Annotated in this window: 24 protein-coding genes, 1 tRNA gene and 1 riboswitch; of the genes, 12 read left to right on the top strand and 13 right to left on the bottom strand. The window is 46.7% G+C overall.

Features of this window, described 5'->3' with window-relative positions:
* Positions 1–44: 44 nt before the first annotated feature.
* Positions 45–121 (top strand) — tRNA-Ile (locus FLM48_RS05085).
* A 167-nt stretch (positions 122–288) separates the two neighbouring features.
* Here FLM48_RS05085 and FLM48_RS05080 read toward each other — a convergent pair.
* The 3 genes from FLM48_RS05080 to FLM48_RS05070 are packed head-to-tail and all read right to left on the bottom strand — an operon-like array spanning position 289 to position 2,804.
* A complete protein-coding gene (locus FLM48_RS05080) occupies positions 289–1,707 on the bottom strand; it encodes an FUSC family protein (protein ID WP_179023911.1) in 1,419 nt (472 codons plus the stop codon).
* Positions 1,708–1,717: 10 nt separating this feature from the next.
* The gene (locus tag FLM48_RS05075; RefSeq protein ID WP_179023909.1) at positions 1,718–2,590 is read right to left on the bottom strand and encodes an HlyD family secretion protein; all 873 of its coding nucleotides are present in this window, start codon (positions 2,588–2,590) and stop codon (positions 1,718–1,720) included.
* Between the two features lie 13 nt (positions 2,591–2,603).
* Complete coding sequence (locus FLM48_RS05070) at positions 2,604–2,804, bottom strand: DUF1656 domain-containing protein (protein ID WP_028774301.1); 201 nt, start codon at positions 2,802–2,804, stop codon at positions 2,604–2,606.
* A 332-nt stretch (positions 2,805–3,136) separates the two neighbouring features.
* On the opposite strand from FLM48_RS05070, the gene FLM48_RS05065 reads away from it, so the two are divergent.
* The 3 genes from FLM48_RS05065 (at position 3,137) to FLM48_RS05055 (ending at position 6,561) form a co-directional block, all read left to right on the top strand.
* Positions 3,137–4,033, top strand: a complete 897-nt coding sequence (locus FLM48_RS05065) for a LysR family transcriptional regulator (RefSeq protein WP_179023907.1) — start codon at positions 3,137–3,139, stop codon at positions 4,031–4,033.
* 238 nt (positions 4,034–4,271) lie between these two features.
* Positions 4,272–5,447, top strand: a complete 1,176-nt coding sequence (locus FLM48_RS05060; protein WP_179023905.1) for a BamA/TamA family outer membrane protein — start codon at positions 4,272–4,274, stop codon at positions 5,445–5,447.
* 181 nt (positions 5,448–5,628) lie between these two features.
* Positions 5,629–6,561, top strand: a complete 933-nt coding sequence (locus FLM48_RS05055; RefSeq protein ID WP_028774304.1) for an SPFH domain-containing protein — start codon at positions 5,629–5,631, stop codon at positions 6,559–6,561.
* A 54-nt stretch (positions 6,562–6,615) separates the two neighbouring features.
* Here the strand turns inward: FLM48_RS05055 and FLM48_RS05050 are convergent, their stop codons facing one another.
* Positions 6,616–7,470, bottom strand: coding sequence for a sulfurtransferase (locus tag FLM48_RS05050; RefSeq protein WP_256871126.1), 855 nt, complete (start codon positions 7,468–7,470; stop codon positions 6,616–6,618).
* 361 nt (positions 7,471–7,831) lie between these two features.
* Between FLM48_RS05050 and FLM48_RS05045 the strand changes: the two genes are divergently transcribed.
* Both FLM48_RS05045 and FLM48_RS05040 read left to right on the top strand, forming a co-directional pair.
* A complete protein-coding gene (locus FLM48_RS05045; RefSeq protein ID WP_179023903.1) occupies positions 7,832–8,182 on the top strand; it encodes a hypothetical protein in 351 nt (116 codons plus the stop codon).
* A 415-nt stretch (positions 8,183–8,597) separates the two neighbouring features.
* Positions 8,598–8,900 carry a hypothetical protein gene (locus tag FLM48_RS05040; protein WP_037471437.1) on the top strand — a complete coding sequence of 101 codons (303 nt, stop codon included), beginning with the start codon at positions 8,598–8,600 and terminating at the stop codon, positions 8,898–8,900.
* A 77-nt stretch (positions 8,901–8,977) separates the two neighbouring features.
* Here FLM48_RS05040 and FLM48_RS05035 read toward each other — a convergent pair whose 3' ends face one another.
* A complete protein-coding gene (locus FLM48_RS05035; RefSeq protein ID WP_179023901.1) occupies positions 8,978–9,160 on the bottom strand; it encodes a hypothetical protein in 183 nt (60 codons plus the stop codon).
* 169 nt (positions 9,161–9,329) lie between these two features.
* On the opposite strand from FLM48_RS05035, the gene FLM48_RS05030 reads away from it, so the two are divergent.
* Positions 9,330–9,677 (top strand): DUF3634 family protein, encoded by a 348-nt coding sequence (locus FLM48_RS05030; protein ID WP_179023900.1) that lies wholly within the window; start codon positions 9,330–9,332, stop codon positions 9,675–9,677.
* 71 nt (positions 9,678–9,748) lie between these two features.
* Here the strand turns inward: FLM48_RS05030 and FLM48_RS05025 are convergent, their stop codons facing one another.
* Positions 9,749–9,934: a hypothetical protein gene (locus FLM48_RS05025; RefSeq protein ID WP_179023898.1), complete on the bottom strand. Its 186-nt coding sequence runs from the start codon at positions 9,932–9,934 to the stop codon at positions 9,749–9,751.
* Positions 9,931–10,860 carry a DUF368 domain-containing protein gene (locus FLM48_RS05020; protein ID WP_179023896.1) on the bottom strand — a complete coding sequence of 310 codons (930 nt, stop codon included), beginning with the start codon at positions 10,858–10,860 and terminating at the stop codon, positions 9,931–9,933. The genes FLM48_RS05025 and FLM48_RS05020 overlap by 4 nt, the downstream gene beginning before the upstream one ends.
* A gap of 193 nt (positions 10,861–11,053) precedes the next feature.
* On the opposite strand from FLM48_RS05020, the gene FLM48_RS05015 reads away from it, so the two are divergent.
* On the top strand, positions 11,054–11,530 hold the full coding sequence (locus FLM48_RS05015; protein ID WP_028774311.1) for a hotdog fold domain-containing protein: 477 nt from the start codon (positions 11,054–11,056) through the stop codon (positions 11,528–11,530).
* 30 nt (positions 11,531–11,560) lie between these two features.
* Here FLM48_RS05015 and FLM48_RS05010 read toward each other — a convergent pair whose 3' ends face one another.
* Positions 11,561–11,992 (bottom strand): MarR family winged helix-turn-helix transcriptional regulator, encoded by a 432-nt coding sequence (locus tag FLM48_RS05010; protein WP_179023894.1) that lies wholly within the window; start codon positions 11,990–11,992, stop codon positions 11,561–11,563.
* 163 nt (positions 11,993–12,155) lie between these two features.
* Between FLM48_RS05010 and FLM48_RS05005 the strand changes: the two genes are divergently transcribed.
* The 3 genes from FLM48_RS05005 to FLM48_RS04995 all read left to right on the top strand — a co-directional run bounded on the left by FLM48_RS05005 (position 12,156) and on the right by FLM48_RS04995 (position 13,690).
* Complete coding sequence (locus FLM48_RS05005; protein ID WP_179023892.1) at positions 12,156–12,605, top strand: hypothetical protein; 450 nt, start codon at positions 12,156–12,158, stop codon at positions 12,603–12,605.
* Positions 12,606–12,658: 53 nt separating this feature from the next.
* Positions 12,659–13,054, top strand: a complete 396-nt coding sequence (locus tag FLM48_RS05000) for a DUF1294 domain-containing protein (protein ID WP_179023890.1) — start codon at positions 12,659–12,661, stop codon at positions 13,052–13,054.
* A gap of 162 nt (positions 13,055–13,216) precedes the next feature.
* On the top strand, positions 13,217–13,690 hold the full coding sequence (locus FLM48_RS04995; protein ID WP_028774314.1) for an FKBP-type peptidyl-prolyl cis-trans isomerase: 474 nt from the start codon (positions 13,217–13,219) through the stop codon (positions 13,688–13,690).
* Positions 13,691–13,783: 93 nt separating this feature from the next.
* Here FLM48_RS04995 and FLM48_RS22845 read toward each other — a convergent pair whose 3' ends face one another.
* The 5 genes from FLM48_RS22845 to FLM48_RS04970 form a co-directional block, all read right to left on the bottom strand.
* The gene (locus FLM48_RS22845) at positions 13,784–15,487 is read right to left on the bottom strand and encodes a glycoside hydrolase family 19 protein (RefSeq protein WP_179023888.1); all 1,704 of its coding nucleotides are present in this window, start codon (positions 15,485–15,487) and stop codon (positions 13,784–13,786) included.
* A 79-nt stretch (positions 15,488–15,566) separates the two neighbouring features.
* Positions 15,567–18,170 carry a glycosyl hydrolase family 18 protein gene (locus FLM48_RS04985; RefSeq protein ID WP_179023886.1) on the bottom strand — a complete coding sequence of 868 codons (2,604 nt, stop codon included), beginning with the start codon at positions 18,168–18,170 and terminating at the stop codon, positions 15,567–15,569.
* 150 nt (positions 18,171–18,320) lie between these two features.
* A riboswitch (cyclic di-GMP riboswitch) is annotated at positions 18,321–18,443 on the bottom strand.
* Between the two features lie 286 nt (positions 18,444–18,729).
* A complete protein-coding gene (locus FLM48_RS04980) occupies positions 18,730–19,947 on the bottom strand; it encodes a Xaa-Pro peptidase family protein (RefSeq protein ID WP_179023884.1) in 1,218 nt (405 codons plus the stop codon).
* A 234-nt stretch (positions 19,948–20,181) separates the two neighbouring features.
* A complete protein-coding gene (locus FLM48_RS04975) occupies positions 20,182–20,955 on the bottom strand; it encodes an ROK family protein (RefSeq protein ID WP_028774318.1) in 774 nt (257 codons plus the stop codon).
* 188 nt (positions 20,956–21,143) lie between these two features.
* Positions 21,144–22,352, bottom strand: coding sequence for an MFS transporter (locus tag FLM48_RS04970; protein WP_179023882.1), 1,209 nt, complete (start codon positions 22,350–22,352; stop codon positions 21,144–21,146).
* Between the two features lie 200 nt (positions 22,353–22,552).
* On the opposite strand from FLM48_RS04970, the gene FLM48_RS04965 reads away from it, so the two are divergent.
* Positions 22,553–24,340, top strand: coding sequence for an aminopeptidase P family protein (locus FLM48_RS04965; RefSeq protein ID WP_179023881.1), 1,788 nt, complete (start codon positions 22,553–22,555; stop codon positions 24,338–24,340).
* The last annotated feature ends 691 nt before the right edge of the window (positions 24,341–25,031 follow it).

Raw genomic sequence — 25,031 nt, 5'->3', positions numbered from 1 at the left:
CGTATACTTCTCTGCGCTTTCGATAGTGACGACTATCTTAAGTCGGCCCCTTAGCTCAGTTGGTTAGAGCATACGACTCATAATCGTCAGGTCCCCAGTTCGAGTCTGGGAGGGGCCACCAATTTAAACAGAAAAGCCTGCATTAATCTGCGGGCTTTTTTGTGCCTGAAATTCAAGCTCCCTTGTATAACCCATGATCGTCGTCTCTTGTACTCACAGCTTGAGTCTGGGAGAGGCAAAGCAATCTATATGAAAAAGCCCGCATTATCTGCAGGCTTTATTGTAATACTAGGACCTTAACGGCTGAAACAACCTCATGAAAAACACTATAGCCACCAGTGCCACACTTAAATCCACTAACATGTTCAGGGCAATACTAATGTCATAACTTGGGGTGGTACTCAGTGCGCTCACCGTTAACAAAACCAGTAAATTTCCAGCTAACATGCGTTGCAACATCAATCGCGGTGATTGGCATAGCATCCAGATGGCAAAGCAGTTAATAAAGTAAAACAAGCCTAGCTGCCAAGCTTCGGTGAGCGTGGGCAGTAACAACACATACTGAGTTAATATTAGGGCTGTCCAAAGCGGTAAGCCTTTAGCCACGTCGCCTAAAATCGTTGTCGGCATTGCTGCCATAGTGACACTCAAAGAGGCGACAACCATAGGAAACATCACCCCGCCAGGAAACGCCGTCCACAACCAAAAACCATAGCAACTAGTGATACATAGCATCGCCATTAGCGCGTCAATGGCGTGGCTTTTCCTATCCAGTGGCTGCGCAAATTGCTCTTGCAGCTCTTGCCAACTAATCACACCTTTACTGTGACGATGATTAACGATATCGATACTCAATTGCGGCTGCGCCATTGCATCTTCCACTAACATCAATCTTGACGAAGACAATAGCGTTTGCGAGTAAAAATTAGTCTGTTGACGAAACGACAGGCCAGGCTCAGTTTGATTAAATTGATAGGCCAGCCGTTGCAGTAGCAGGCCGTTGTCATACAGCACCCGAATCACCATTTGCCACTGCTGTTTGTTAGCCTTTAAATGCAAACTATCGGTTAACGGTAACCCCAGTATTAAGCTCATTTTATGTAAGCTTTCAAAGCCAGCAATGGTTTTGCTGTCTAGCGCTTGCTCCCCATCGCCTGCCATCGCACCGTACAGCGCTTGCTCTAATTGACGCTGTTGAGCTACAACCGCTGCCAGTGCAGCAAAAAAACGCGATTCGCTGGTCACCGGCCATAAAAACCGATACACCATTGAAAACACGCAAACACCAAGCAATGTCTCTTGGATCCGTAAAATCGCAATATTAAAAGTGGCAGCGCCGTCAAAGGAGCCAATACAGCTAACAATCGCGCACACCATAAAGCCGATTTTGAAAATGTAGCCGTAGTGATAGTTAAATGACAGGTAGGTACATAAGCCAGCAAAGCCGATAAAACAGGTTAAAAACAGTAGCGGCTCTTGGGCAAAATTAATAATGAGTACCAATGCTGCGCCTATGCCGAACAAGGTGCCTAAAACTCGATCACGCGCGGTTTTAATCGAATGCGCAAATGTCTCATTCATCACCAACACTATCACTGTAACGGCAGCCCAGTAGGGCTTATCCCAGCCTAGCGCCAAGGCGATGATGATCGCCAACGAAAATGACAAGGCGACTTTGATGGCTTCTTTGGTGGATAAGCTCAGCATCGGTTAACCCCTATTGCGGACCGACAGATTTAGCAATCAATACCGAGGCGGTGGTCCCTACCCGTAACTGCACATCAGCGGGCACATCAAGTAAGCTGACTTTTACGGGTAACCGCTGCGCTAAGCGTATCCACTGAAAATTGGCATTAACATTAGGCAGCAAGGTATTGCCGGTACTGCCATCGGCTTTGGCGATACCATAACCCACACTCGTTACCACTGCTGGCATTGGCTCATCTGGGTTCATCATTAAGGTTACCATCGCAATATCACCCGTTTGCACGCCTTGTAGATCAGTCTCCTTAAAGAAGCCCTCAACCCAAAAACTGTTGGCATCGATCAAAGCCACAACTGGGGAGTTAGCCACCACTTGCGCGCCCACACGTAAATTCAAGTTAGTGATATAGCCAGAGGTGGGCGCGATCACTTTGGTAAAATCCAGGTTCAACCTGGCCTGTTCGACCACTGCGGCCGCTGCAGCTAAGTTGGCTTCAGCGGTTTTGACTGCATTATGGACATTGTTTAAATCTAAGGTTGAAACAGTGCCTTTCTCTAATGTTTCTAACGCGGTAATACGGGCACTTTCGTTGCGCGCTTTCTCAAGTAACGCCGATGCTTGCAGCTCATTGGCTTTAGCATTAGCCAATGCGGCAATATAAAGACTCGGCTCAATTTCAAACAGCAAATCTCCTTTGCGGACATACTCATCATCACCCACATGCAATCGCGTCACGGGACCGGTGACTCTTGGGGTGATCTGGATAATGTGGGCACGTACCTGGCCATCTCGCGTCCAAGGGTTTGAAAAGTAATGGCTATAGGCCTGCGACAGGCACATCATAGCGATAATCACCACCGTCATAGTGGCTAACTGTTTTTTCATCTTCTGTTACCTATTAAATCGCGATGAGTTTGCTAATGGCGCTAGCAAAAATCACCACCAGAGACACTTCTAGTAATGCGGGCATAGCAAAATACTTAAGCCAATCCAGCCGTGACAGTATTTGCATCACCACCAGCATAGAAATGTATGCCATGGCACAAACAACCAATAGTGGCGGCAAATAGATTTCACCTAAAATAAACTCATGCGGCATACGTCACTCAGCAAGCTAAGTTAACTAGCTCACTCCCATACATTGTTAGTTAATTTTCAAGCACATATCTGTGTATGAATAGATTGGTTAGTTGGCTGAAACACCCACGCACTGTTGATGACTGCACAGTTTCGGGTGGTACTCTCTCAGCGATTGAATCAACGGCTTAAGCGGTTTTAAGCGTTAATCGTCACGTTATTGCCACAATGATAACTGACTCAATAAGCTATACTGAATCGCATATGCAGGATCAAACCCTGCAAAAAAAGCGACAATATGCAATGATGGCGCTAATATATGCTCAGTTCAGGCGATTTTGGCAGAGGAAAAAGATGAACTTCAGCTTAGAGCAGTTAATTACCTTTGTTGCGGTTTACGAGCAACGCTCATTTAGTCAAGCAGCGGCTAAGCTCGACCGTCACCGCACTACGGTTGGCCAAGTTATCACTAACCTTGAAGATCAATTAGCCATTGCGCTATTTGACAGGGTTGGTCGCAAGGTAGAGCCAAGCGAAGAGGCGACCTTACTCTATCACTACGCAAACCAAGTTGTTGAACAAGCAAGAACTTTCGACAAAGTCGCCTTAAGCCTGTCTTACGAGCAATTAGCCTCTATCACTATCGCTTATGCCAGCTTTTTGCCACATACCTTGCTGTCGCACATTCGTAAATCACTCACAGCCGCCTACCCCAGCATGCGAGTGAATTTTATTGTGCGAACTCAACCGGAAATTAAACAAGGTATCCAAGATGGCAGCATTCATTTCGGGATTGTAAATGTGCACAAGAGTAAGTTGATTAATAGCATCGACTTTACCTTTTTGGGGCATATGGACTTCTCTTTGTTTGTTGGCAACAACCACCCATTAACCCAGTGTGAAAGCAGCGAAATGCTCACCGCCATGAAGAACAGTAAACAACTGGTGGTCAAATCTTTATTAGATGATGATATGGCAGAAAAAGTGATTCTGTCGGCCGAGTATGAAATCATTGATCAGCTCGCCCTAGTGATTAAATTTGTCCAAGAAGGCTTAGGTTGGGCACTGCTCCCCAGAACCATTCTCGAGTCAGAATACGTCACCAGCAATTTAGTTGAGATCCACAGCGCTCAAATTAAAGATAACGTTAAAGTACCCATCGCCCTCTGGTCCCCACACAATAAGCAAGTCATCTCGATTAAGAAAACGATTGTCGATAGCATCACCAGCCGAGAACCTAAAATCACCTAGCAACCGCGGGGGCTTGGTTAGCAGAGCCACTGGTTATCACAAACAAATATCCATGCCCCCTCTTTAGCTATCCAAATAACCCCGCAAATCAAACCGCTTTAGCCTAAACCGATGACAGGATCCATCATAAGCGAGTTATATCGTTAGCCCATCAAAGCTACACTGGCCAGCTTAATTAAGGCTGGTGCGCTGCTATTAAAGCTCCCGGTAGCCGCGTCCGCAGATGATGAGAGAACAAATGGCAATCAAACAACTCGGTCTATTGTTAACACTGATGAGCGCGCCAATAGCCTCAGCAATGGCCATCTCCTTTACCGACCCCCTCGACGGCCAGTTCGATATGGGTGAGTACTTAGCTGAAAATGCCTATGGCTTTTTGCCTGTCCCCATTTTACTGACAGAACCCGCACTGGGTATCGGTGGCGGTGTTGCTGGGGTATTTTTGCATGAGAATGAACAAGAAAAACAACAAAGACAGCAGCAAGCGGCGCAGCGTCTAGATGGCGGCGCGAATCTCATGACCCCAGCCATAACGGTTGTTGGTGGCGCAGGCACCGACAATGGGACTTGGATAGGTTTTGCGGGTCATCGTCATTCATGGCTCAATGATAGCATTCGCTACACTGGGCTTGGGGGCTATGGCAAAGCCAACTTAGCTATCTACTCCGACTTAGGCGGCCTGATGCCGCCAGAAAATGCTATCGGCTTCGACACCACCACCGAAGGCTTTCTTGCAGTGCAGCATTTACAGTTTCGTGTTGCTAAAACCCAGCTCATGCTGGGCGTAAAACAAAGCTATAGCCAATCATCGGTTTCTTCATCTAACGCTTTGGTAGACTTGCTACTGCAGCGCTATCTTGGTGACGCGACAGCCCAGTCAGCCATAGGACTCACCGCAGAATTTGACCAACGCGATAACCATTTCTTCCCAAAAGATGGCTACCTCATTGATGCGCAATATATGGCTTATCGGCAGTCTTTCGGTAGCGATGAAAACTACGACACTGCAGAGGTAAACGCCGAATACTACTTACCTGTCAATCAACGATGGACTGTGGCATTCGCAGGTAGTTACCAAGGCCTATACAGTGATAACCAGCAACTGCCACCCACGGTACGCCCTTATGTCAAACTGCGCGGTGCACCCGCCTACCGTTATCAAGGCGATGAAGTGCTGACCGCACAAGCGCAGCTGATGTACCACATTAACCATCGTTGGTTAGTATCGGCTTTCTATGGCCAAGGCCATACCAAAGAGCAGACTAACCTAGGCAGTAGCGCACAAACCATTAGCGCTTATGGCAGCGGTTTTCGCTATCAAATTGCCCGCCGCTACGGCTTACATATGGGGATTGATGTGGCCCGAAGTGACGAAGATAGCGCCATATATTTTCAAATAGGTTCAGGGTTTTAGTCTGCCGTAGGCTGTCACGCAACTAACCATGGATGCAAGATGGGACGGGAGATGACAAATGGCCAACACAAGGGTTTTACTCCATGAAATCAACCATATTGACTAATCATGTTAATCAGTTAGGATGCTGCTTAGCTGGCAAACCTTGCCAACCACGGATTTAGTCTAACAGGGAAATGAAATGGATTTATTGAAAAAAAATGGCCCACAACAAAATATAAAAACCAAAGGCAAAGGCGCCGCTATTGCTGTCATTGGTGGGCTGATTGTTATCAGCACTTTATTCCAAACTTTATATACCGTTGATGAAGGCCATGTCGGCATCATTAAACGCTTTGGCGAAGCAACCGAGCAAGTCAATCCCGGCTTACATGTAAAAATACCTTTTGTTGATAAAGTAGAAGTATTAGAAATTCGTACCCGCAAAAACTCTGAAAAACTTAACGCCTCTACCCACGAGCAAATGCCAGTTACCGCTGAAGTCTCGATTAACTGGACCGTCAATCGCGACCAAGCATTTGATCTGTTCAAAAGCTATGGTGGCCTAAGTCAATTCGAATCCCGCATACTCGACCCTAAATTACGCTCAGCCGCCAAAGATGCCCTGGCACGCTATAAAGCCGAAGAGATCATTCAAAACCGTGGCCAAGTGATCGCCCAAATTGAAGATGTCTTAGTTGAAGAGATGAAAGACTATCCGGTGAAGTTAGACTCAGCCCAGTTAGAAAACTTAGGTTTACCCCAAAAGTATATTCAGTCGATTGAAACTAAACAGACTGAAAAGAACTTAGCCGCCGCAGAAAAGCATCGCCTAGAGCGACAAAACCTAGAAGCCCAACGTGAAGTTAACACCGCAAATGCGAAACGAGATGCGGCCAAGGCCACCGCAGATGGTAAAGCCTATGCAATTCAAACTGAAGCCATTGCTGAAGCTGAAGCCATTCGACTCAAAGGCTTAGCAGAAGCAGAAGCGATTCAGAAAAAGGCCGAAGCGCTGCGAGAATCGAAAACCTTAGTGGAATACGTGCGCGCCCAGCAGTGGAACGGACAAATGCCAACCACCGTCATGGGCAGCGACCAAAGCGTGCTATGGAACATGGACAGTAAAAAATAGGTCCTGCACAAAGGAGCACTTTTACAGCGTTAAAAGTGCTTTGCTTTGCCAACGTTAAAGCGTTTCAATCGGCATATCATCAAGACTGCCCCACTCCGCCCATGAACCATCATATAAGGCAAGCTGCTGATACCCAGCCTCACTTGCGGCTAGTAGGCCGATACAGGCAGTAATCCCTGAGCCACAACTCATCACCAATAACTGCTGTGCACTCAACCCTTGCAGGTTAAAAATTGCCGCAAGTCTTTGGCTATCATGCAAGCAATGACCATCAAAAAACGCTGCAAAGGGGATATTGATTGCACTCGGAATATGACCACTGCGCACGCCTTGACGAGGCTCTGGCGTATTCCCCAGAAAACGCCCGTTGGCCCTCACATCCACAATTTGCAGGCCAGTCGAGGTTATTGCCGCGTGGATCTGTTCAGCACTAACAACACTGTCACCGTCAAATTGGTACGCATGGGGCGGCAAAACGAGTGCACCAGTGCTGCGCGGTCGATGGTTATCCGCCACGGCATGTCCAGCTGCTATCCACTGCGGTAGGCCGCCATCTAACACGTAAACCTGCTTAAAGCCCATAGACTTGAAAATCCACCAAGCGCGTGGCGAGCTATAAATTCCTTGGTCATCGTACAGCACCACTTTACTCTCAGGGCCTATCCCCACAGCAGCGATAGCTTGGTGAAACTGCGCCGCGGTTGGCATCGCATGTAACATCGCACTGCTGCTATCGTATAGCTCGGTTTCTAAGCTAAGTTTCATCGCGCCCGGTATGCAACTAAAGTGGCGATAAACGATAGGCTCTTTGCCCACAACCTTACTCATGCTGACATCCAATACAATAAGCGAACTATCGGCAATATGCGCCGCAAGCCATGGGACCGAAACTAACGAAGAACCGACCAAATGAATTACCTCAAAGCATTCCAATTAAATATCATATAAAATTGCTAACAAAAGCCTAGCAATGAATAAGCTTTTAATAGCTTTCCCAAAAAAATTAATAAAAATATAGCACGGCCAGCAATTTAATACTTTTAGTTGACGCAAAAAATAGCTAAGCCTATAAAAACAGCATGAACTGGCGTAAATTACAAAGACAAGTCATTCAATTACGCTGAAACCTCCCCCTACAAATATACTATTTTTGTTACATCTACGACTAAAACCCCGATTCAAAGCTCGCCAAACGCTTGTAGTAAATAATAAATGTGATTAATTTAATATTGTCGTTCTATCCAGGGACATAATTTAATATTAAGGGACTATGATGTTAAATAATTTGATTAAAGCAAATTTACTGATTGCATTACTAGCACTTACTGCTTGCAGTTCAACTACTGACTCAAACAATCAACAAGCCATAGCAGACACTAATGAGAACATAACGGCAGCTGACGATAACTCTAATGCATTAAGTGATGCAGAACAGCGAAGAATCGCTCGATATGAAGGTTATCGCTGCGACAGAATAGCAAGAACGGGCTCACGTATTAAGACTAAAACTTGCTCGACTAAAGCTGACCGTGAAGCCGCAGAGCTTGCTGCAAAAGAGCTGCTCGACCAAGGTCGCCGAAGTACACGAATGATTGAAGATGTCAGCTTCTTACGCCAATAAAAAGCCACTCAAAAAAACCGCCTAACGGCGGTTTTTTTGAATCATATAAAGCATTCGTCGTTTTTTATTTACTTCAATGCCACTGTAAACTTCAATCAAATTGAACTAGCTAACTGCCGCATACGCCTAAACCTTTAGCTTTAATCGCTGTCAACAATACTAATAGCCAATAGAATTTTAATACTTTTGACCTACTTCAATAAAAAAAACACAACAAAAACCCTGTAAACCACTGATTAATAGTCCTTAAGCTCCATAGATAGTTATCATTCCCCCCCTACTAAACTACTATGAGCGCAGAATTATTTACAATCATAAGAGCTTGATACAAACACAGACTTGCAGCAAAAGTTATATTTTCTTAATTTGATATTGTTGTTCTATCAAGGACATAATTTAATATTAAGGGACTATAATGTTAATAAAACTCATTAAAGCTAATTTGATAGTAGCACTAATAGTGCTTACTGGGTGCGCTTCAACCTCTGAATCAGACAGCCAACATGCGAACACCTCAACTGAAACAACCGAAAATAGTGATGCAGAAAATCAGAAATCAGCACGCTATGCTGGATATCGATGTGAAAAGGTAGCTAAAACAGGTTCACGTATTAAAACTAAGCAATGTTCGACACAAGCCCAACGAGATGCAGCTGAATTGGCAGCCAAAGAGCTACTTGATCAAGGGCGACGCAGTAGCCGATTAATTGAAAATTAAAATATATCCTGTTGATTACAAAAAAGCCGCCTTTCGGCGGCTTTATCATTAGCAGGTTCGATTAACTGTCTTTGTTGTTACTCGACATCAAACAGTTTAGGTTTCACCCCGTTGACAATCTGCTGCTCAAGTCGGCGCCAGCTTAAACCTAAATTAGCATGTTGCTCTCGACGCTCTGGGAATGTTTCAGAAAGGCTTTCAATTAGTTCAGCTTGATCATGGCATAACTTGGCCCACTTTTGGGCATTTGATAGATACATAATGTCTTCCTTAACTGGTATGTAAGACCGTAAACTCACTCCGTACAAGTTTCAGTCTAGTCAGGGTTCACAAAAAATTCAAACTAAAAAACATGATCTATGCTACTACCAAAAATAAGCTAGCCAGAGTATCTTTACCATAAGCACCTAGTTGATAAGGGAATAACATATGTCGCCAACCGTTTATAAAGTCCTGTTTATCTTAGGCGGACTCTTCTTGGCCTATAAGCTGATTTTTTCCGGAAAAAAAGGGCTAACCGTGTTTGAGTTACACTTTAAAGAAGGCCGTTTAGATCGACATAAAGGCAAAATTCCAGAGAAGTTTCAACGCGAATGCAAGGCGCTGGCTAAAGCTGAAAAGCTAACCGGATTAGTGCGGGCTGAAAAGCTTAATGGCGCAGTTAGATTACATGTCTCTGCCAATATTAGTGACGATATCACCCAGCGCATCCGCAACGTATTTCCATTTGAATACTACGATAAAAAAACCATCGACAATAGTCGCCAAGCGGGCTAAGAATTGACGCGCAACATAGATCCAAATACCAAAAAGCCTAGCAATTGCTAGGCTTTTTACCGCTGTCAGCGCTATTTTAGTCGGTCTCTTTCCCTGGCATCATCTAAAATACGTTGATTATCATCAGCCATAGGATTAACGGGTTCAACTAAAGGCTCTGGCCTATTAGCATCCACATCGTCTAACTGCCAGCTTATATCATTTGCGCAACCGGCTAAAAAGATAGCGGTAACGGCCATTATCCATCGTGCGTTCATACTTCATCCTTGTGTTGTTTGCCTGCAAACTGCTCCAGCCCCCACACCAAAGCCATGCCGACTAGCATAGCAACAATGGCGGCGACTAGCTGTGGGTTTTGGCCGGTAAGTTGCTCAAACGCCAGCGGGCTTAAATTCGCTTCCAGTAACGGCACTTGCTCACCAGATGAATTTTCCCGCCAAGTCAGTACCTGCTTCCAAGGCCATATTTTACCTAATGTGCCTAACATTAACCCGGTAAGAAACACCAAAGTTTCGTCATGATAGCGCTTAAGCAAAGCACTCAATAGATGACTAAATGTCAGCAAACCACAAATACAGCCTAACGCAAACAAGCTGATAATCACTAAATCAAAGCTCTTAACCGCACCAATCACCGAAGTATAAAGCCCCAGCAGTAACAGGATAAAACTGCCTGAAATCCCAGGTAATAGCATCGCGCATATGGCAATACAGCCTGCAAAAAAGATATTTAGGTAACTCATCTCAAGGGCAATTGGGTTAAACATCGTAATACCCCAAGCAAATGCTACTCCAATCACAAACAAACTTGCCCGCAGCAGGCTAAAGCCTTTTACTTGGCGCAACATGTGCACGACTGAGATTAAGATCAACCCAAAGAAAAATGACCATACCGGAATGGGGTAAGTTACCAGTAAATAAGAAATTAACTTTGAAAGACTGAAAATGCTGGTCAGTATACCGCCAAACACAGCCACCAAAAATGGGCCATTAATATGATAAAACGCGCCCTTAATGCCTTGAGATCTCACCACTGAGATTAAACTCGGGTTAATGCGTTTAATACTCTCCAATAAGGTATCGAGTATCCCAGTAATAAAGGCTATAGTACCTCCTGACACACCTGGCACTACATCAGCTGCCCCCATCGCCATTCCCTTAAAATAGGTCAGCAGATATTTCACAAATCACCCTTAGTTTCATTTAAATTCCGCCAAATTGTACCTTGTGTACCGTGAAAGGAAAGTGAACTTTACTTCATAGGTAACACAAGTCTCTTCATTTGAAGCAACATGCTAGTACGGCATAACACCTGTTCTTATTGTTAAAATCGTGTAAACTCATCCGACCAGAACAAAAAATAATAACGGAGTTGCTATGGGTAGCGGTAAAACGACGAAAGTCATGGGACTGTATAACAAGGTCACGCGTCTTCCTTGGGGACACAAAATCTTCTCTATCATGGTGTCTCGCATGGCGCCCTATTTCGGCACCATTAAGCCATTGATCACTGAATTAAGACCTAACTATTGCGAGTGTAAAATCACCAAGGGTAAACGGGTTCATAATCACATAAAAACCGTCCATGTCATTGCCATTTGTAATGGTCTCGAAATGGCAATGGGCGTAATGGCTGAAGCATCCATTCCGGCACACCTACGTTGGATCCCAAAAGGTATGAGCGTTGACTACACCGCCAAAGCGGGTACTGACATTCGTTGTGTTGCAGAAGTCACCCCCGATCAATGGCAAGAAGGCGACATGCTGGTTAAAGTGACCGCTTATGACACCAACAATACGGTGGTGGTGTCGGGCCACATTAAATTATGGATCTCAGCTAAACCTGCTAAATAGCAATGGCACTACCCAGAAGCAGCTAATGAATTAAGACTGCTCAAAATGCTGCGTCAGCTTGGCAACGACCTTTAACGTCGTTGCCAGCTCCTGTTCACTAATCCCTGCTAACGCCGCTTCACTCCACGCAGGCAACATAAGTGCAAGCTGTTCAAACAGTTCAGCACCTTTTGGCGTTCGTTCAATTAGCTTGGCCGTTTTGTGATGCGGATTATCCACAAATCGAACTACCGCTAACTTTTCCAGTTCGTTGGCAATACGCTGCACACTTTGGCGGGTTTGCCCCATGGCCTTGGCAATTTGTGAAACCGTCTGTCCACCATGCTCAATCGCCCCCAACACCTTCCATCTAGCGCTGGTTAACCCTAGTGGTTGGCTCAAATTATCGCCTTCATTAATGAGCAAGCCGTTTAGTCTAAAAACGCCTAATACCAGTTGCGTAAACCCTTCTGTTTGAGCCATACCCTTATCACCTAGCCGACTGAGTGGCAGCCCTTTAGCTGCATTAGGCTAACTAGTTTAGCAACTGCCAGCAAATATGACAACACACTGTCAAACTTGACAGCATTCTGTCAAAAAACTATATTATGACAACACACTGTCAAAATATAGATCGGAGTGAGTTATGATATTACACCTACATCGCGGCGCCGCCATTGTGGCAACCTTATGCATTGCAAGCTTTTTTAGCCTCACACTAATCACAGAGCTTGTCGCCAGTCATGCCACCATAGCCTTAGTCAAAGCTGCCGTTGTGTGGCCAGGATTGTGGATCTTGATTCCGGCGATGGCACTAACAGGCATAACGGGCAACCTGCTTGCCAAAAAACGCCGTGGCAAATTGATTCAGCAGAAACTCGCAACAATGAAGATCATTGCCGCCAATGGCTTGTTGATTTTAGTCCCCTGCGCTATCGTGCTTAATCAATGGGCACAGGCACAGCAATTTGATACGATTTTTTACCTAGTCCAAGGCGTTGAGCTACTGGCCGGTGCGACGAATCTCTGCCTATTAATAGCCAATGCCCGTAGAGGCATGAAGTTAACCCAAGGTGCAAGGAAACCACGTCATTAATCTCAGCAATATTCACCCTAGCTACAACAGCCTATTCGTTTGGCAACAACTTAATGAATCAGCAATGGTGCGAGCGCAGCAAGATGAATAGTAAAGTGATCGCTTGTTTACTGTTTATCAGCGCGCTGCTATGTGCCAGCTACCTCAATAAGCTGCCAATGATAGTCACAGCCGTCTATTTAGGCTGCAGTATTATTACCTTTGCTGTGTACGCATGGGATAAATCTGCGGCAAGAAAAGGTCATTGGCGTGTTAAAGAGCGCAGCCTGCATCTACTTGCCCTCGGATGTGGCTGGCCCGGGGCGCTCATCGCTCAGTCCGTGTTACGGCACAAATCGCAAAAGCGGCCTTTTAGACTAATGCTTGCTGTTATTGTGTTAGTTAACCTCATGATGCTGGGGCTGCTAGCGTCCCCGATAGGTGAGCCACTTACCCAAGCATTGCCTTAATTGAACTGACTCCACGGTAAAGATGCTGGCATAGAGTGAAGAACTGGTAGTCAGGCTGTAGCCTAAATGTCCTTTTTAGTGATCACCATTCAGGCTTTTATTTGCCTAAACAATGAGATTGGTTATGATAGGCGCTCTGTTACTTGAACAAGACCACTACCCATGAAAGTACTACTTGCAGTCGTCGTTTTTGCCGGCGTGATTTTTTATTTTTTCAGCTCGATGAATAACCAAAAAGCAGCCAAAGAAAATATCGCTTTAGGCAATGCTTTCCTCGCAGAAAACAAAACTAAAGAAGGCGTGGTAGAAACCCTTTCAGGCTTACAATATAAAGTCCTCAATAAGGGCGATGGTGAGCGCCATCCTAAAGCCACAGATACCGTCACTGTGCATTATCATGGCACGCTAATCGATGGTACGGTATTCGATAGCTCCGTTGAGCGTAATGAACCTATCGCTTTCCCACTTAACCGCGTTATTAAAGGTTGGACCGAAGGAGTACAGCTCATGGTTGAAGGTGAGAAAATGCGCTTCTTTATCCCTAGCACCCTCGCTTACGGTAATCGTAATGCAGGTAAAATTGCCGGCGGCTCAGTACTTATTTTTGATGTAGAACTGATCAGTATTGATGACTAAACCGCTCGCGGTTTTAATGAGTCATCAATAACAAAAATGCGCCATTTGGCGCATTTTTGCTATCTATAGATTTTATTGAGTCTACTGGGCAAACTACTTGGCTATCCAGGCATCTTGCCAAGCCGCACCTACTCCGGGCTCGTAGGCCCAAGCTGCACCGCCGCACCATGCGGTATAGGGAAAAGGTTTACATTGGTAAACTCCACCCATATTACTCACTAAATCACCATCCGCATAAGCCGTACCGGCTTGATAAGCCGCCACATCATCGGGTGGCGTGCTGCTATCGACATTGACCATCACATTATGACTAACACTATCACTTAGCCCCGCCCCGTCGGTCACCGTCACCATCACTGAGATTACCGTGCTCTGGGTTAGCGTTGGTAATGTCAGCGTCAGGGTGGGTTGATCTATAACAGCAGCTACAGCACCTGACGGTAGTTGCCATAGATAGCTTAAGGCCGTTTGCTCAGGGTCACTCGACTGCGCGGCAGAGAGCTGAATTTGCGCACCGCTACTGGCACTCGCTGGCCCAGTAATGAATGCTGTTGGCGCTTGATCTACTGGGTCTGTCGGATCCGTTGGTTCACCACGACCTTCAATCACCACTTCAGGGAAAAAGTGCTGTAAACACTGGCCATAGTCACCAGCTTTAAATGCACTAAAACGAGTTTGATAGCCAACCAACTTACAAGCATAACTTTTACCACCATTAGGATTACCCGGTACATATGACCAATCTTGCTCCCAATAAATCGCCATCGCTCCCGCGCCTTGGGTATCGAATGGTTGCATGGATTTACACCCTAACTGCTCACCACTGTCTATCGGCACGCCAAGATATGGGGCGATAGCTTGATAATAACTGATTCGATTTAGCGACTGAGGTTTTTCAGCGCCGGCACCACACTCAATACCGCCGTTGATAATGTGGGTCGTCAAACCAAACCCTGCGGTTAAGCCCTTAGTTGCATCATGACTATTGGGTTGCCACGTACCATCTATCACATGCAACATAGAGGGTTTTGGCGGCTGCGGATAGGTAAAAAAGAACACCGCACTAGCTAGGTTTAACCAAGTATCAGCCACCTTTTGTGGATCGTTAAGCAGCACGCTGACATCACCAAACATGGCATCAGAAAACGGCCCATAGTTGTAGTTATATGAAAGCTGCTTTGCCCCACGGCCAAAATAGCTTTTATAACTGCCATCAGCAAATGTGCCGCAGGGCCACTGCTGTCCTTGCCAAGTGCTTGGGTTACATTCCATGTTGTAACCTCCGCGCTTGGTCTCATCCCAGCCCACTTCACGCACCCAATATAATCCTTGGCGCCATTCAGGCTCAGGGCGATACTGATCATGCGCACCCGTTTCTTGGGCAAAATGAGCAAACATGGTTGCCAGTGACTTTCTACATATGGCTTCGCTATCGCGGCCATCATCATAACTGCCACAAAGGGCGGGAAATTTAGCCGCGGCTTGTAGCAAACCTTGGTAGGTATACTCAGGTGCACGCAGCGCAAATAAATACTCAAATTGGCTTTGGCTAAAAACCGATTCAAGTCGTCTAACATTGTCTGGGTTGTTGGAATTTAGTGGCGTAACGGCTTCAACAATGGAGTTGTCTCGGGTAGCAATAGACGCTTTTACTGCTTGCATCAAAGGAAAGTCAGTTAGCTGGTTTTCTGTGGCATCGACCTGTGCTTGGGTCAATATTACCGGCTCCACGGCCGCAACTTGTGCAGCCGTTAGCGCACTTAGGCCAAGACCTAAGATCTGTATGGGATATTTCATCGAAGAGTACTCAATATGATCAACAAGAAAAACCTTGCTGATGGTTGGCCACCAGCAAGGTTGAGCGAGCTAAATAGCGTTAGTTAGCTGGACCAATATCGGTCCACACGCTGGCAACACCAGGCTCTTCACCGCGGGTCCACCATTTGGCTTGCCAACTGCGACCATTGTGGGTAGTGGTTTCACCGCCATTGTAGGCAACATTGGCATTCCAGCCCATTGCGACACTACTCACCAGCGCCCAAGCATCGGCACTCACTGTTGGCTCGTTGCCTTGAGTCCAGTATTTGGCTTGCCATACTAAACAATTGTGACTCACAGTATCGCCACCTGTATAGACTGTGCTTGCATCCCAAGCAGGATGGTTGGGTGCATCTGGGTCACTAACATCACAGCCTCCAGTGCTTTCTGCCGTTACAGTTAATACCGTTTGAGCACTGGCATCTAACGCCCCATCAGAGACGGTTAAACTTAGGGTGTAATCGGTATCAACGGTCACTGTTGGCGCGGTAATCGCTAAGGTAGCAGTGGTGTCACCGCTGACCACTAGGCCTGCTGGCACTGACCAGCTGTAGGTCAGTGGATCACCGTCAGGGTCGGATGCGCTAGCGCTCAAGCTCGTACTCTGGCCAGATACCACCGATGCGGTAGCAGGTAAACTCAGCACTGGCGCGCCATTAGCTTGTTCGGCAAGATGGTTAACCGTGGTGCTAGCCACAGCCGAGAGCCCTTCAGGATCGGTCACAGTTAAACTGAAACCGTATTGAGTGTCAGTCTCTGTTGCCATAAGAGCAAAACTAGCTGCAGCTAAATCAGCGTTCACTAGGGTCACTGCTGGGCCGGAAGTTTGCTGCCAGGCGTAAGTTAACGCCTTATTTTCCGGATCGCGAGATAAGCTACCATCTAAAACAACATCCACTGTGCCAGTGACATTTTGCGCCGCGCCCGCATTGGCAATCGGGGCTTTATTCGCTGGCGGATTAGTGCCTTCACCGTGGCCTAACCCTTCGTGCATTGCATTAAGAATGTCACCATTATCGGCATCAATTTCCCAAGCAAATAGACCACCAAGCTGATTTGCTGTGACATACTGGCCTTTAGCTGTTACTGAGCGAGGATCATCATAAGTAATTAAGTCACCGGTTGACGCCTTAAACACATAAGGTGCTTCGGCAATCTCATCATATTGATATTCCCAGCCAGCACCTAGATACTCATTGACGATCTGGCGGTAATCGACCACGCCATCTTCCCAGGTGCCTTTAACTTTCCCTGTGGCGGTGCCGGTAAATGGATTATTACCTTGGTAGCCACTGACACCGGTCCAGCCACGGCCATACATCGCCGCACCTAAAACGATTTTGCCCGGCGTCACCCCTTGAGCAAGCAGCGCATTGACACCTAAATCAGCGGTATTTTTAGTCTCGGGATCCCAGCTCGCGGCATACAAGGCAGCTTGGTGATTCAAATCAGTATTTGACCAACCACCGTAAAAGTCGTAGCTCATTAGGAAGATATAATCCATATACTGCTGAGCAGCCTGATAATCAACAACGGCAACCTTTTCACGACCCGCACTGATAGCTGAAGAAAGCTCATAGGTTCGCCCTGTCTCTGCCGATAACTCATCGAGCATCGCGCGCAGGTCTTTCATCAACAGTACATAGGTATCGCCGTCATTCACTGGATCCCCAAGATCGGGATTAGCCCCTGCTCCACCTGGGTACTCCCAATCGATATCGACACCATCGAAGAATTTCCATGTTTGCAAAAACTCTTTCACTGATGCCACAAAGCGGTCTCGCTTAACCTTGTCACCAAAGAAATAAAACGGGTCTGATAAGGTCCAGCCACCCACCGACGGTAGAATTTTTAAATCAGGGTAAGCCTGCTTTAACGCCATTAACTGGCCAAAGTTGCCTTTGTAGGGATCGCCAAAATCGCTGACGCCACTTTGTGGCATTTGCAGCGCCGCCCAAGGATCGTGAATGGCGACTTTGAAATCTTCTCGGCCACTACAGGCACGTTGCAATGCTTGAAAACTGCCTTCAATTTCTTTGAGGCTATCGTTAATGCCATCGCCGCCACAAATAGGGGTAAAGCCATATAAAATATGAGTTAAGTTTTGCGCCGGAATTTTATCAACCGGAAACTTACGACCATACACGCCCCACTCGACAAAATAGGCCCCCACCACCTTGCCGGTTTTGTTGACATAGGGTTTATTGTTTTCTTGCAGTGCAGTTTGCAATGGCGCTAAATGGCTACCATCGGTGTCGGCTACCACAATCTCTTTGGCATCACTTTGAGTACAGCCGCTGGCATTACATAACTCAACCTGCATTTGATAACGGCCACCTTGGCTAACATCAAACACTGCACTACCCGACGCTGCTGAAGGCCCGCTCCATACGGTAACACCATCAAGCAGTACATTGGCGGTGTCACCAACATCGCCACTCCATAAATTCCAATTTACATCGACACTGGCAGCATCTTTTACAGTGATAAGTTGCTCGTAAGCGGTAGCCGATTGGCTGACTTCGATGATAGCAAAGTTGGTTTCTCCCCAGCCGATAGTCGGCTTTCCAGGAGCGTTGGCATAGGCGGCACCAGATAGCACCGAGCTGACGAGCAAAGCGCACAGGCTTGGTGTCGTCATGTTAGATTTTGCGTTAAACATAGGGTAAAAATCCTTATTTCTAATTATCTATTAGCAATAAGGCAAACAAAGCGATGACAGAATACAAATCTGCTCTTAAGACCATAAACTCCTGCACTTAATGACCTTTGCGGTTCTATTTAAGCAGCACTCATTTATGAAGAAACTTCCTGTGGCATCCCCGCTGTCCTAGGTACTTCCGATGTAGCACAATAGTGCGACCCTATTGGCTATATTCCCCTTAGACCGGTAGCTTTGCGTCCCAACTTTTCAATTGGTTTGCCTTCCACTTTATTTGATGACAACGCTGTCATCGGTAATTAGCATAGACCCACAATTAACAAAGATGCAACAACTTATTTTATAAAAATTGGAAAATAATGGTAAAAAAGGAGATAAACAATCATTAATCGGCCAACTAAAAGCATAAAACTCTGGCCGATGGTGAGCGTCATTTCAATGTCATAAAAAGATAAAAAAAGCGACAAGAATCAAGTTCATGTCGCTTTTTAATAATTTAGCCAGTGCTAATTTGAAAGGGCTTACACCTAGCTATAAGTATTAGCACTAGTCCAACAAGTTATGCCTCATAACCAAATGGATCATCAATCGAGTGTGCCGGTGCAGTAAACCATTGTGGGCCATCATCAGTCATAAAGAAATGATCTTCATGACGTACACCAAACTCACCCGGTACACAAAGCATAGGTTCATTGCTAAAACACATGCCCGCTGCCAATGGTGTTTTATCATTCAATACCAGATAAGGCCATTCATGAATATCTAAGCCCACACCATGACCAGTACGGTGCGGCAAGCCCGGAATATCATAACCAGGGCCAAAACCTGCAGCCTCTAAAACAACCCGCGCCGCTTTGTCTACATCGGCACAGGGAGTACCAATTTGCGCCGCTTCAAAGGCCGCAATCTGTGCGTCTTGTTCATGCTGCCACAAACTGCGCTGACGCTCGCTGGGGGTACCAAAAACATAAGTGCGAGTAATGTCTGAATTGTAACCCTGTACTTGGCAACCGGTATCAATCAGTACTGTGTCATTCAACTCCAACGCTTTAGGCGATTTAACCCCGTGTGGATAGGCACTGTCTTCGCCAAATAATACGATGCAAAAATACGAACCTGCTGGTGCCCCAACAGCAATGTGCGCCTGATTAATAAAGCTTTCAACCTCAGCAACGGTTATACCTTCACGTAAAATACGTGCCGCAGCTTTATGCACCTCTAACGTCATGTCTTTAGCACGCTGCAACAGGCTGAGTTCAGTGGCAGATTTAATCATTCTGCAGCCCGCGGTCACGGGTTTAGCATTGACATATTGGTAATGAGCATGGGCCTGACGTAATCCATCAAAAATGAAAAAAGCCGCCGATTCATCAATGCCAATAACCCCTTGGCTGATACCCATAGCCGCTATCGCATCGCCGCATAGTGCATAGGGGCTTTCATCTTCTTGCCAGGTGTTAACCTTACCCTTAATCACCATAAAGCCCTCAAGCGTATCAAGCTCGAACGCCGGTGCGATGTACTCTAGCTCGCCCTGTGCCGGCAAAATAGCGCCAACCATACGCTCGCTGGCATACCAACGGGTCCCGGTGTAATAGTACAAATTGGTCCCGGCATTAAGGTAGATAGCCGCAATTCCTTGCGCTTGCATTATCTGCTGCGCCTTAGCAATGCGTTGGCGATACTCTTGCTCTGTGATCGGCTCAACACCTTGGGTCATGTCGGAAAGTTTTGCTAATTCTATTGCTGCGGTTGAACCGCCTACACCTAGGGTCATTTTATTGCCTCGCACGGTCTGATAACTGTTCGCTATATTGCGAATTGATGGGTTCTCTAGCAAGCACAGCGTCAGCTGATTAACTCAGCTGTCACGCACTGGGCCGCGTTATGCTATTGAGCTGCCTGTTTTAGCATAAAGTATACAAATATGCAGTAGAAAAATATTCAAACTGATGGCAAAACGGCGCGAATCGCGCCGTTTTGCTCAACAAATAACTCAATAGGAGAAAAGTTAAGATCTATCTAGCAATACACTTAAGCCTCTGCAGACCAAAGTTTCCATGTCATCTACTCGGCCAATTTGAGTTTCACTGAGGGGATCAGGTAACGCCATCTCATTGATCGCGTTAATACAACCTTTGTAATAGTCGGGATTGTTCATCATGCCACCCGCCAACCAGATACGGTTAGGATTAAACAGGTTTACGGCCCAAGCCAAGCCCATGCCAAGGTAGCTGCCAGCGCGATAAAGTTGTGCAGGGGTTTTTAAATCGCGGGTACGAATTGAATCTCCACTGGCAAGCTGCTCTAAACTAAACTCACCAGATTCGGTCATCACTCGGCAATGGCCTAACTCACCCGCCAAGCCACTTGCGCCAGAAAATGGTTTACCATTAAGCGCAATCGACATACCAATGCCCGTACCAGCCATCACCAGTAACTCGCTGGTGTGTTTAGGGTCGCATACCGCCTGCATCCCCGCATCAATGTCGTTATAAATAATGACATTAGCAGCCTCAGTGGCCAGGTGCTCAGCGGTTAAGCCATTGAGACAAGGCAGTGACTTGCTGGTCAACAGGGTGTTATCTCTCACTAGCCCCGGCACAGCGATAGCCAACTGATAGCCAGTTAAACCGTAATCACTCTCTAACTCAGACAGTTGCTGATTGAGAACCGTCGCGTTAAAGCCTTCGCCAGTTAAGATCTTGTATTGCTCAGTACGACCATCAAAGCTGATTTGAAATAGTGCTTTGGTACCGCCAATATCAACCGTAATTTTTTGCATAACTTGCCCCAAACGTCGCCATCCGTGAGCGCTTAATTTTCTTTTTATGTGGCAGTCACATTAACACATTAGCGGTACATTTTCGCTATAAAATCTTAACCTATCTTATGTCATCTAAAGTGCGTTAGCTCTCACCTAATAGGTTGAAAATAATTAATTTATACCCGCCACACACCTAAACAGTCGCATCAGCTATTTTCAACTGCCGAAGCCTGCTTGCTGTAGAAGTATTGCCAAGCCATTAGCAATAAATGTAGTGCAATAAACGGAATACAACTGAGCAGTAAAACTTGCCAACCGAGTAAATGAATCACCCAGCCTGCACTTAATGACGCAATGGCTTGGGCACCAAACACAAATGAATCGTTAAATGATTGCATGCTATAGCGTTCACTGCGCGCATAATAACGTGGTAATAACACCGTGCCGGACACAAACAAAAAGTTCCAACCTATGCCTAATAACACTAACGCCAACCAATAGTTAAGTAACTCAGCCCCCATTAAGGCCACGACAATAGTGACCACATAGGCCAGTAAGCCAATAAGCATCATTTTCGATGTGCCCCATTTAGCAATCAAATAACCACTAAACAGGGACGGCAGATACATGGCGATAATATGGCTTTGAATCACCCATTTAGTATCGGCCAGTGAATGATGCTCAATATGGTGCATGTGCAGTGGGGTGGCCGTCATCACAAAGCTCATTAATGCATAACCTATGGTTGCCGCAGAAATGGCGACCCAGACCCCAGGCGTTGCCAAAATATGTATCAGCGGCCGCGGCGACACGGGCGTGCTATCGAGTCGATCATCACTTGCCTGCTGCTGTGTCACTTCGGCTTGGCTATCATAAAAACTTAAGATGATGGCTGCGCCCAAGCTCACCAAACTTAAGAACATAAAGGCCCCTACATAGGGAAGACTAATCAACTCGCCACCCAATACGGCGAGTTCTGGCCCCACAAAAGCCGCGACTAAGCCACCGACTAAAACCCGCGACGCCGCCTTAGGTGCCAACTCGGCACTGACCGACTCCATCGCCGCAAAACGATACTGTTGCACTACCGCGCCGGCACTACCTAGCATAAAGCCACTGAGACAAAACAGCGCAAACCATTGCTGCCCGGTGGCGATGATAGCCACCCCGCCCGATATTGCAGCCCATAACGCGCCGGCAATAAACAGGGGTTTACGACCAAAACGACGCATCAAGCGGCTCACTGGCACAACCGATAACGCCACGCCAATCACCATAGATGCAATTGGCAGCGTAGCTAACGCTTCACTGGGGGCTAGCTTTGCGCCGATAATGCCACCTAACAGCATCATCATCGGCGTTGCGCTCATGGCAAACGCTTGCGCTAAGGTGAGAATCCAAACATTCTTGGCCATAGTTAAATCCCTAAACTTAGACAAAATGGATTGCGGCAAACCGCCTAAAAAACAACACCATAACATTAAGTTTTACACTCAGGTAAAATTTGCATAAAGAAAATTGTCGCCTAACCTTCCCTCACACATATTCAACTGCCATAATCAGCCACTTTCTCACAACCTCTATGCCCTAACCGGCTGCCGTCCTTGGAGAGTTTATGACCCAATCAATTGCCGATCGTCTTAGCGCAGTCCGCGCTGAAATGGCCAAAGCTAACTTAGATGCTTTTATTGTTCCACGCGCCGACGAATACTTAGGTGAATATGTGCCTGAACGCAACGAGCGCCTGCACTGGCTCAGTGACTTTACCGGTTCAGCGGGTATGGCTATTGTGTTGAAAGATAGCGCCGCAATATTTATTGATGGCCGCTATACCGTGCAAGTTGCCCAGCAGGTAGATTCATCTCTGTTTGAATATTTAAGCCTCACTGATGTGCCGCAATTGCCGTGGTTAGCTGAGCAGCTGAGCGCCAACGCACGTATCGGCTATGATGCCAAGTTACATCCACTAAGCTGGCAACAGAACGCACAAGCGCTATTTAGCAGCCAACAGATGCAATTAGTGGCCGTTGAGCAAAACCCTATCGACAGCAACTGGCAAAACCGACCTGCATTATCTAACCAAGCAGCCCGTCTGTTTGATGAGCAAAGCGCCGGTCGCAGCAGTTTGGATAAACGTCAACAAATTGGAGCTGCCATTGCCAAACAAGGCGCTGATGTTGCACTCGTTGCCGCATTAGACTCCTGCTGTTGGTTATTAAATCTACGTGGCAACGATGTACCGCGCCTGCCTGTTATTCTTTGCACCGGCTTACTGCACGCCAATGGCGACATGCAGGTGTTTACCGACCTCAGCAAGCTACCAGCAGGGACCCAAGAGCATGTGGGTTCAGGCGTTAGTTTATGTGACGAATCAGCCCTAGCTGGAGCTTTGGCTAACCTTGACGGTGTGAATCTATTAGCCGACCCCAACAACGCCAATGCTTGGTTACAGCTCACAGCAGCCAACCATGGTGCTAAACTGATTGCCGCAAGCGATCCCGTCGCCCTGATAAAAGCACAAAAAAATGAGGCTGAACTAGCCGGTATGACAGCTTGCCATATTCGTGATGGCGTTGCCGTTAGCCAGTTTTTAGCCTGGTTAGACCGTGAAGTGGCGGCAAAACGTTTTTATGATGAAGGCCAGCTTGCCGACAAGCTCGAATCTTTCAGACTCAAAGATGCACAATACATCGAGCCTAGCTTTGACACCATTTCTGCCACCGGCGGCAATGCCGCCATGTGTCACTACAACCACAACAATGGCACCCCTGCCATGATGCAAGATAACAGCATCTACTTGGTTGACTCTGGCGCCCAATATCTAGACGGCACCACCGACGTGACCCGTACTATCGCCATTGGCGAAACCACGGCTGAACAGCGCAAAATGACCACCTTAGTGTTAAAAGGCCACATTGCGTTAGATCAAGCCAAATTCCCCCGCGGTACAACCGGCCAGCAACTCGATGGTTTTGCCCGTCAGCACCTATGGCAATACGGTTTTGATTATGATCATGGCACTGGCCACGGTGTGGGCCATTTCCTCAGTGTGCACGAGGGACCACAGCGTATCGCCAAAAACAGTAACAATGTCGCCTTACTACCGGGCATGGTGCTATCTAACGAGCCAGGCTACTACCGCGCCAACGAGTTTGGTATTCGCTTAGAAAACCTAGTAGAAGTCCGCCCTGCAACAAGCCTTGCCGATGCAGAGCGCGAGATGTTTGAGTTTAACCCGTTAACGCTGATCCCAATGGATACACGTTTGTTTGATAAGTCGCTATTAAACGAGGCGGAAATCAATTGGCTGAACGCCTATCACCAACGAGTATTTGAGGCCATCGCCCCACATATGCAAGGTGAAGATCTCGACTGGCTACATCAAGTGACTCAAGCCATTTAACCTCGCGGTTAACCCTCCAATTTAAGAAGCCACCTAATTTAAGGTGGCTTTTTTGGGCCTCTCGGCCAGAGGTTAGGTTCCACCGCACACCAAACCAGAACAAGGGGTGGGTAATCATCCACCTTGATGATTTAGCAAATAGTGTCGCTTCCCAGCGGGGCATTGTTGGACGCTCATCCAGCGTTGAACGGTAACATCCGCCAAACTACGTTTGGCAATAGATCGCAGGATTCCATCCTGCACCGGGCAAGGAGGACTGCTCGTCCTCATCCTCCTTGCAACCACCATAACGCCCGGCGAACATTTCAAAAAGCGAAATTTCGCGACGGGAACTCCCTTGTAGCGTCTGGCCTTAGTTGAATCTAGATAGGTTATCCATCTATTACATCTTCATGGGACAGTAAACGGTAAATTCAAAGAGAAATTATACCCAGTGCAAGCGCGGCTGTGACTGTCCATGACAGGGATGTCATGGCCAAGCGTATAGGGATATATCCACAGCGTGTCACAGAAGTGCTTGTACTGGGATTCTACTTGCTTCGATTTGACAGCGCTTTGTACAGTTATCGCTCTTTCCAAAAAAGCCATGAAAACGAGCAAAACGAGGAAACTGAGAACTCGAGCACCGATGAACTTCCAATTAGCCTCTGACTTATCGATAATTTCTTTTTCATAGCAGCAGAAAAGCGTC

This window comes from Shewanella sp. Scap07 (assembly GCF_013394145.1).
Taxonomy (GTDB): Bacteria; Pseudomonadota; Gammaproteobacteria; order Enterobacterales; family Shewanellaceae; genus Shewanella; species Shewanella waksmanii.
This window is presented reverse-complemented; position numbering and strand designations above follow the sequence as displayed.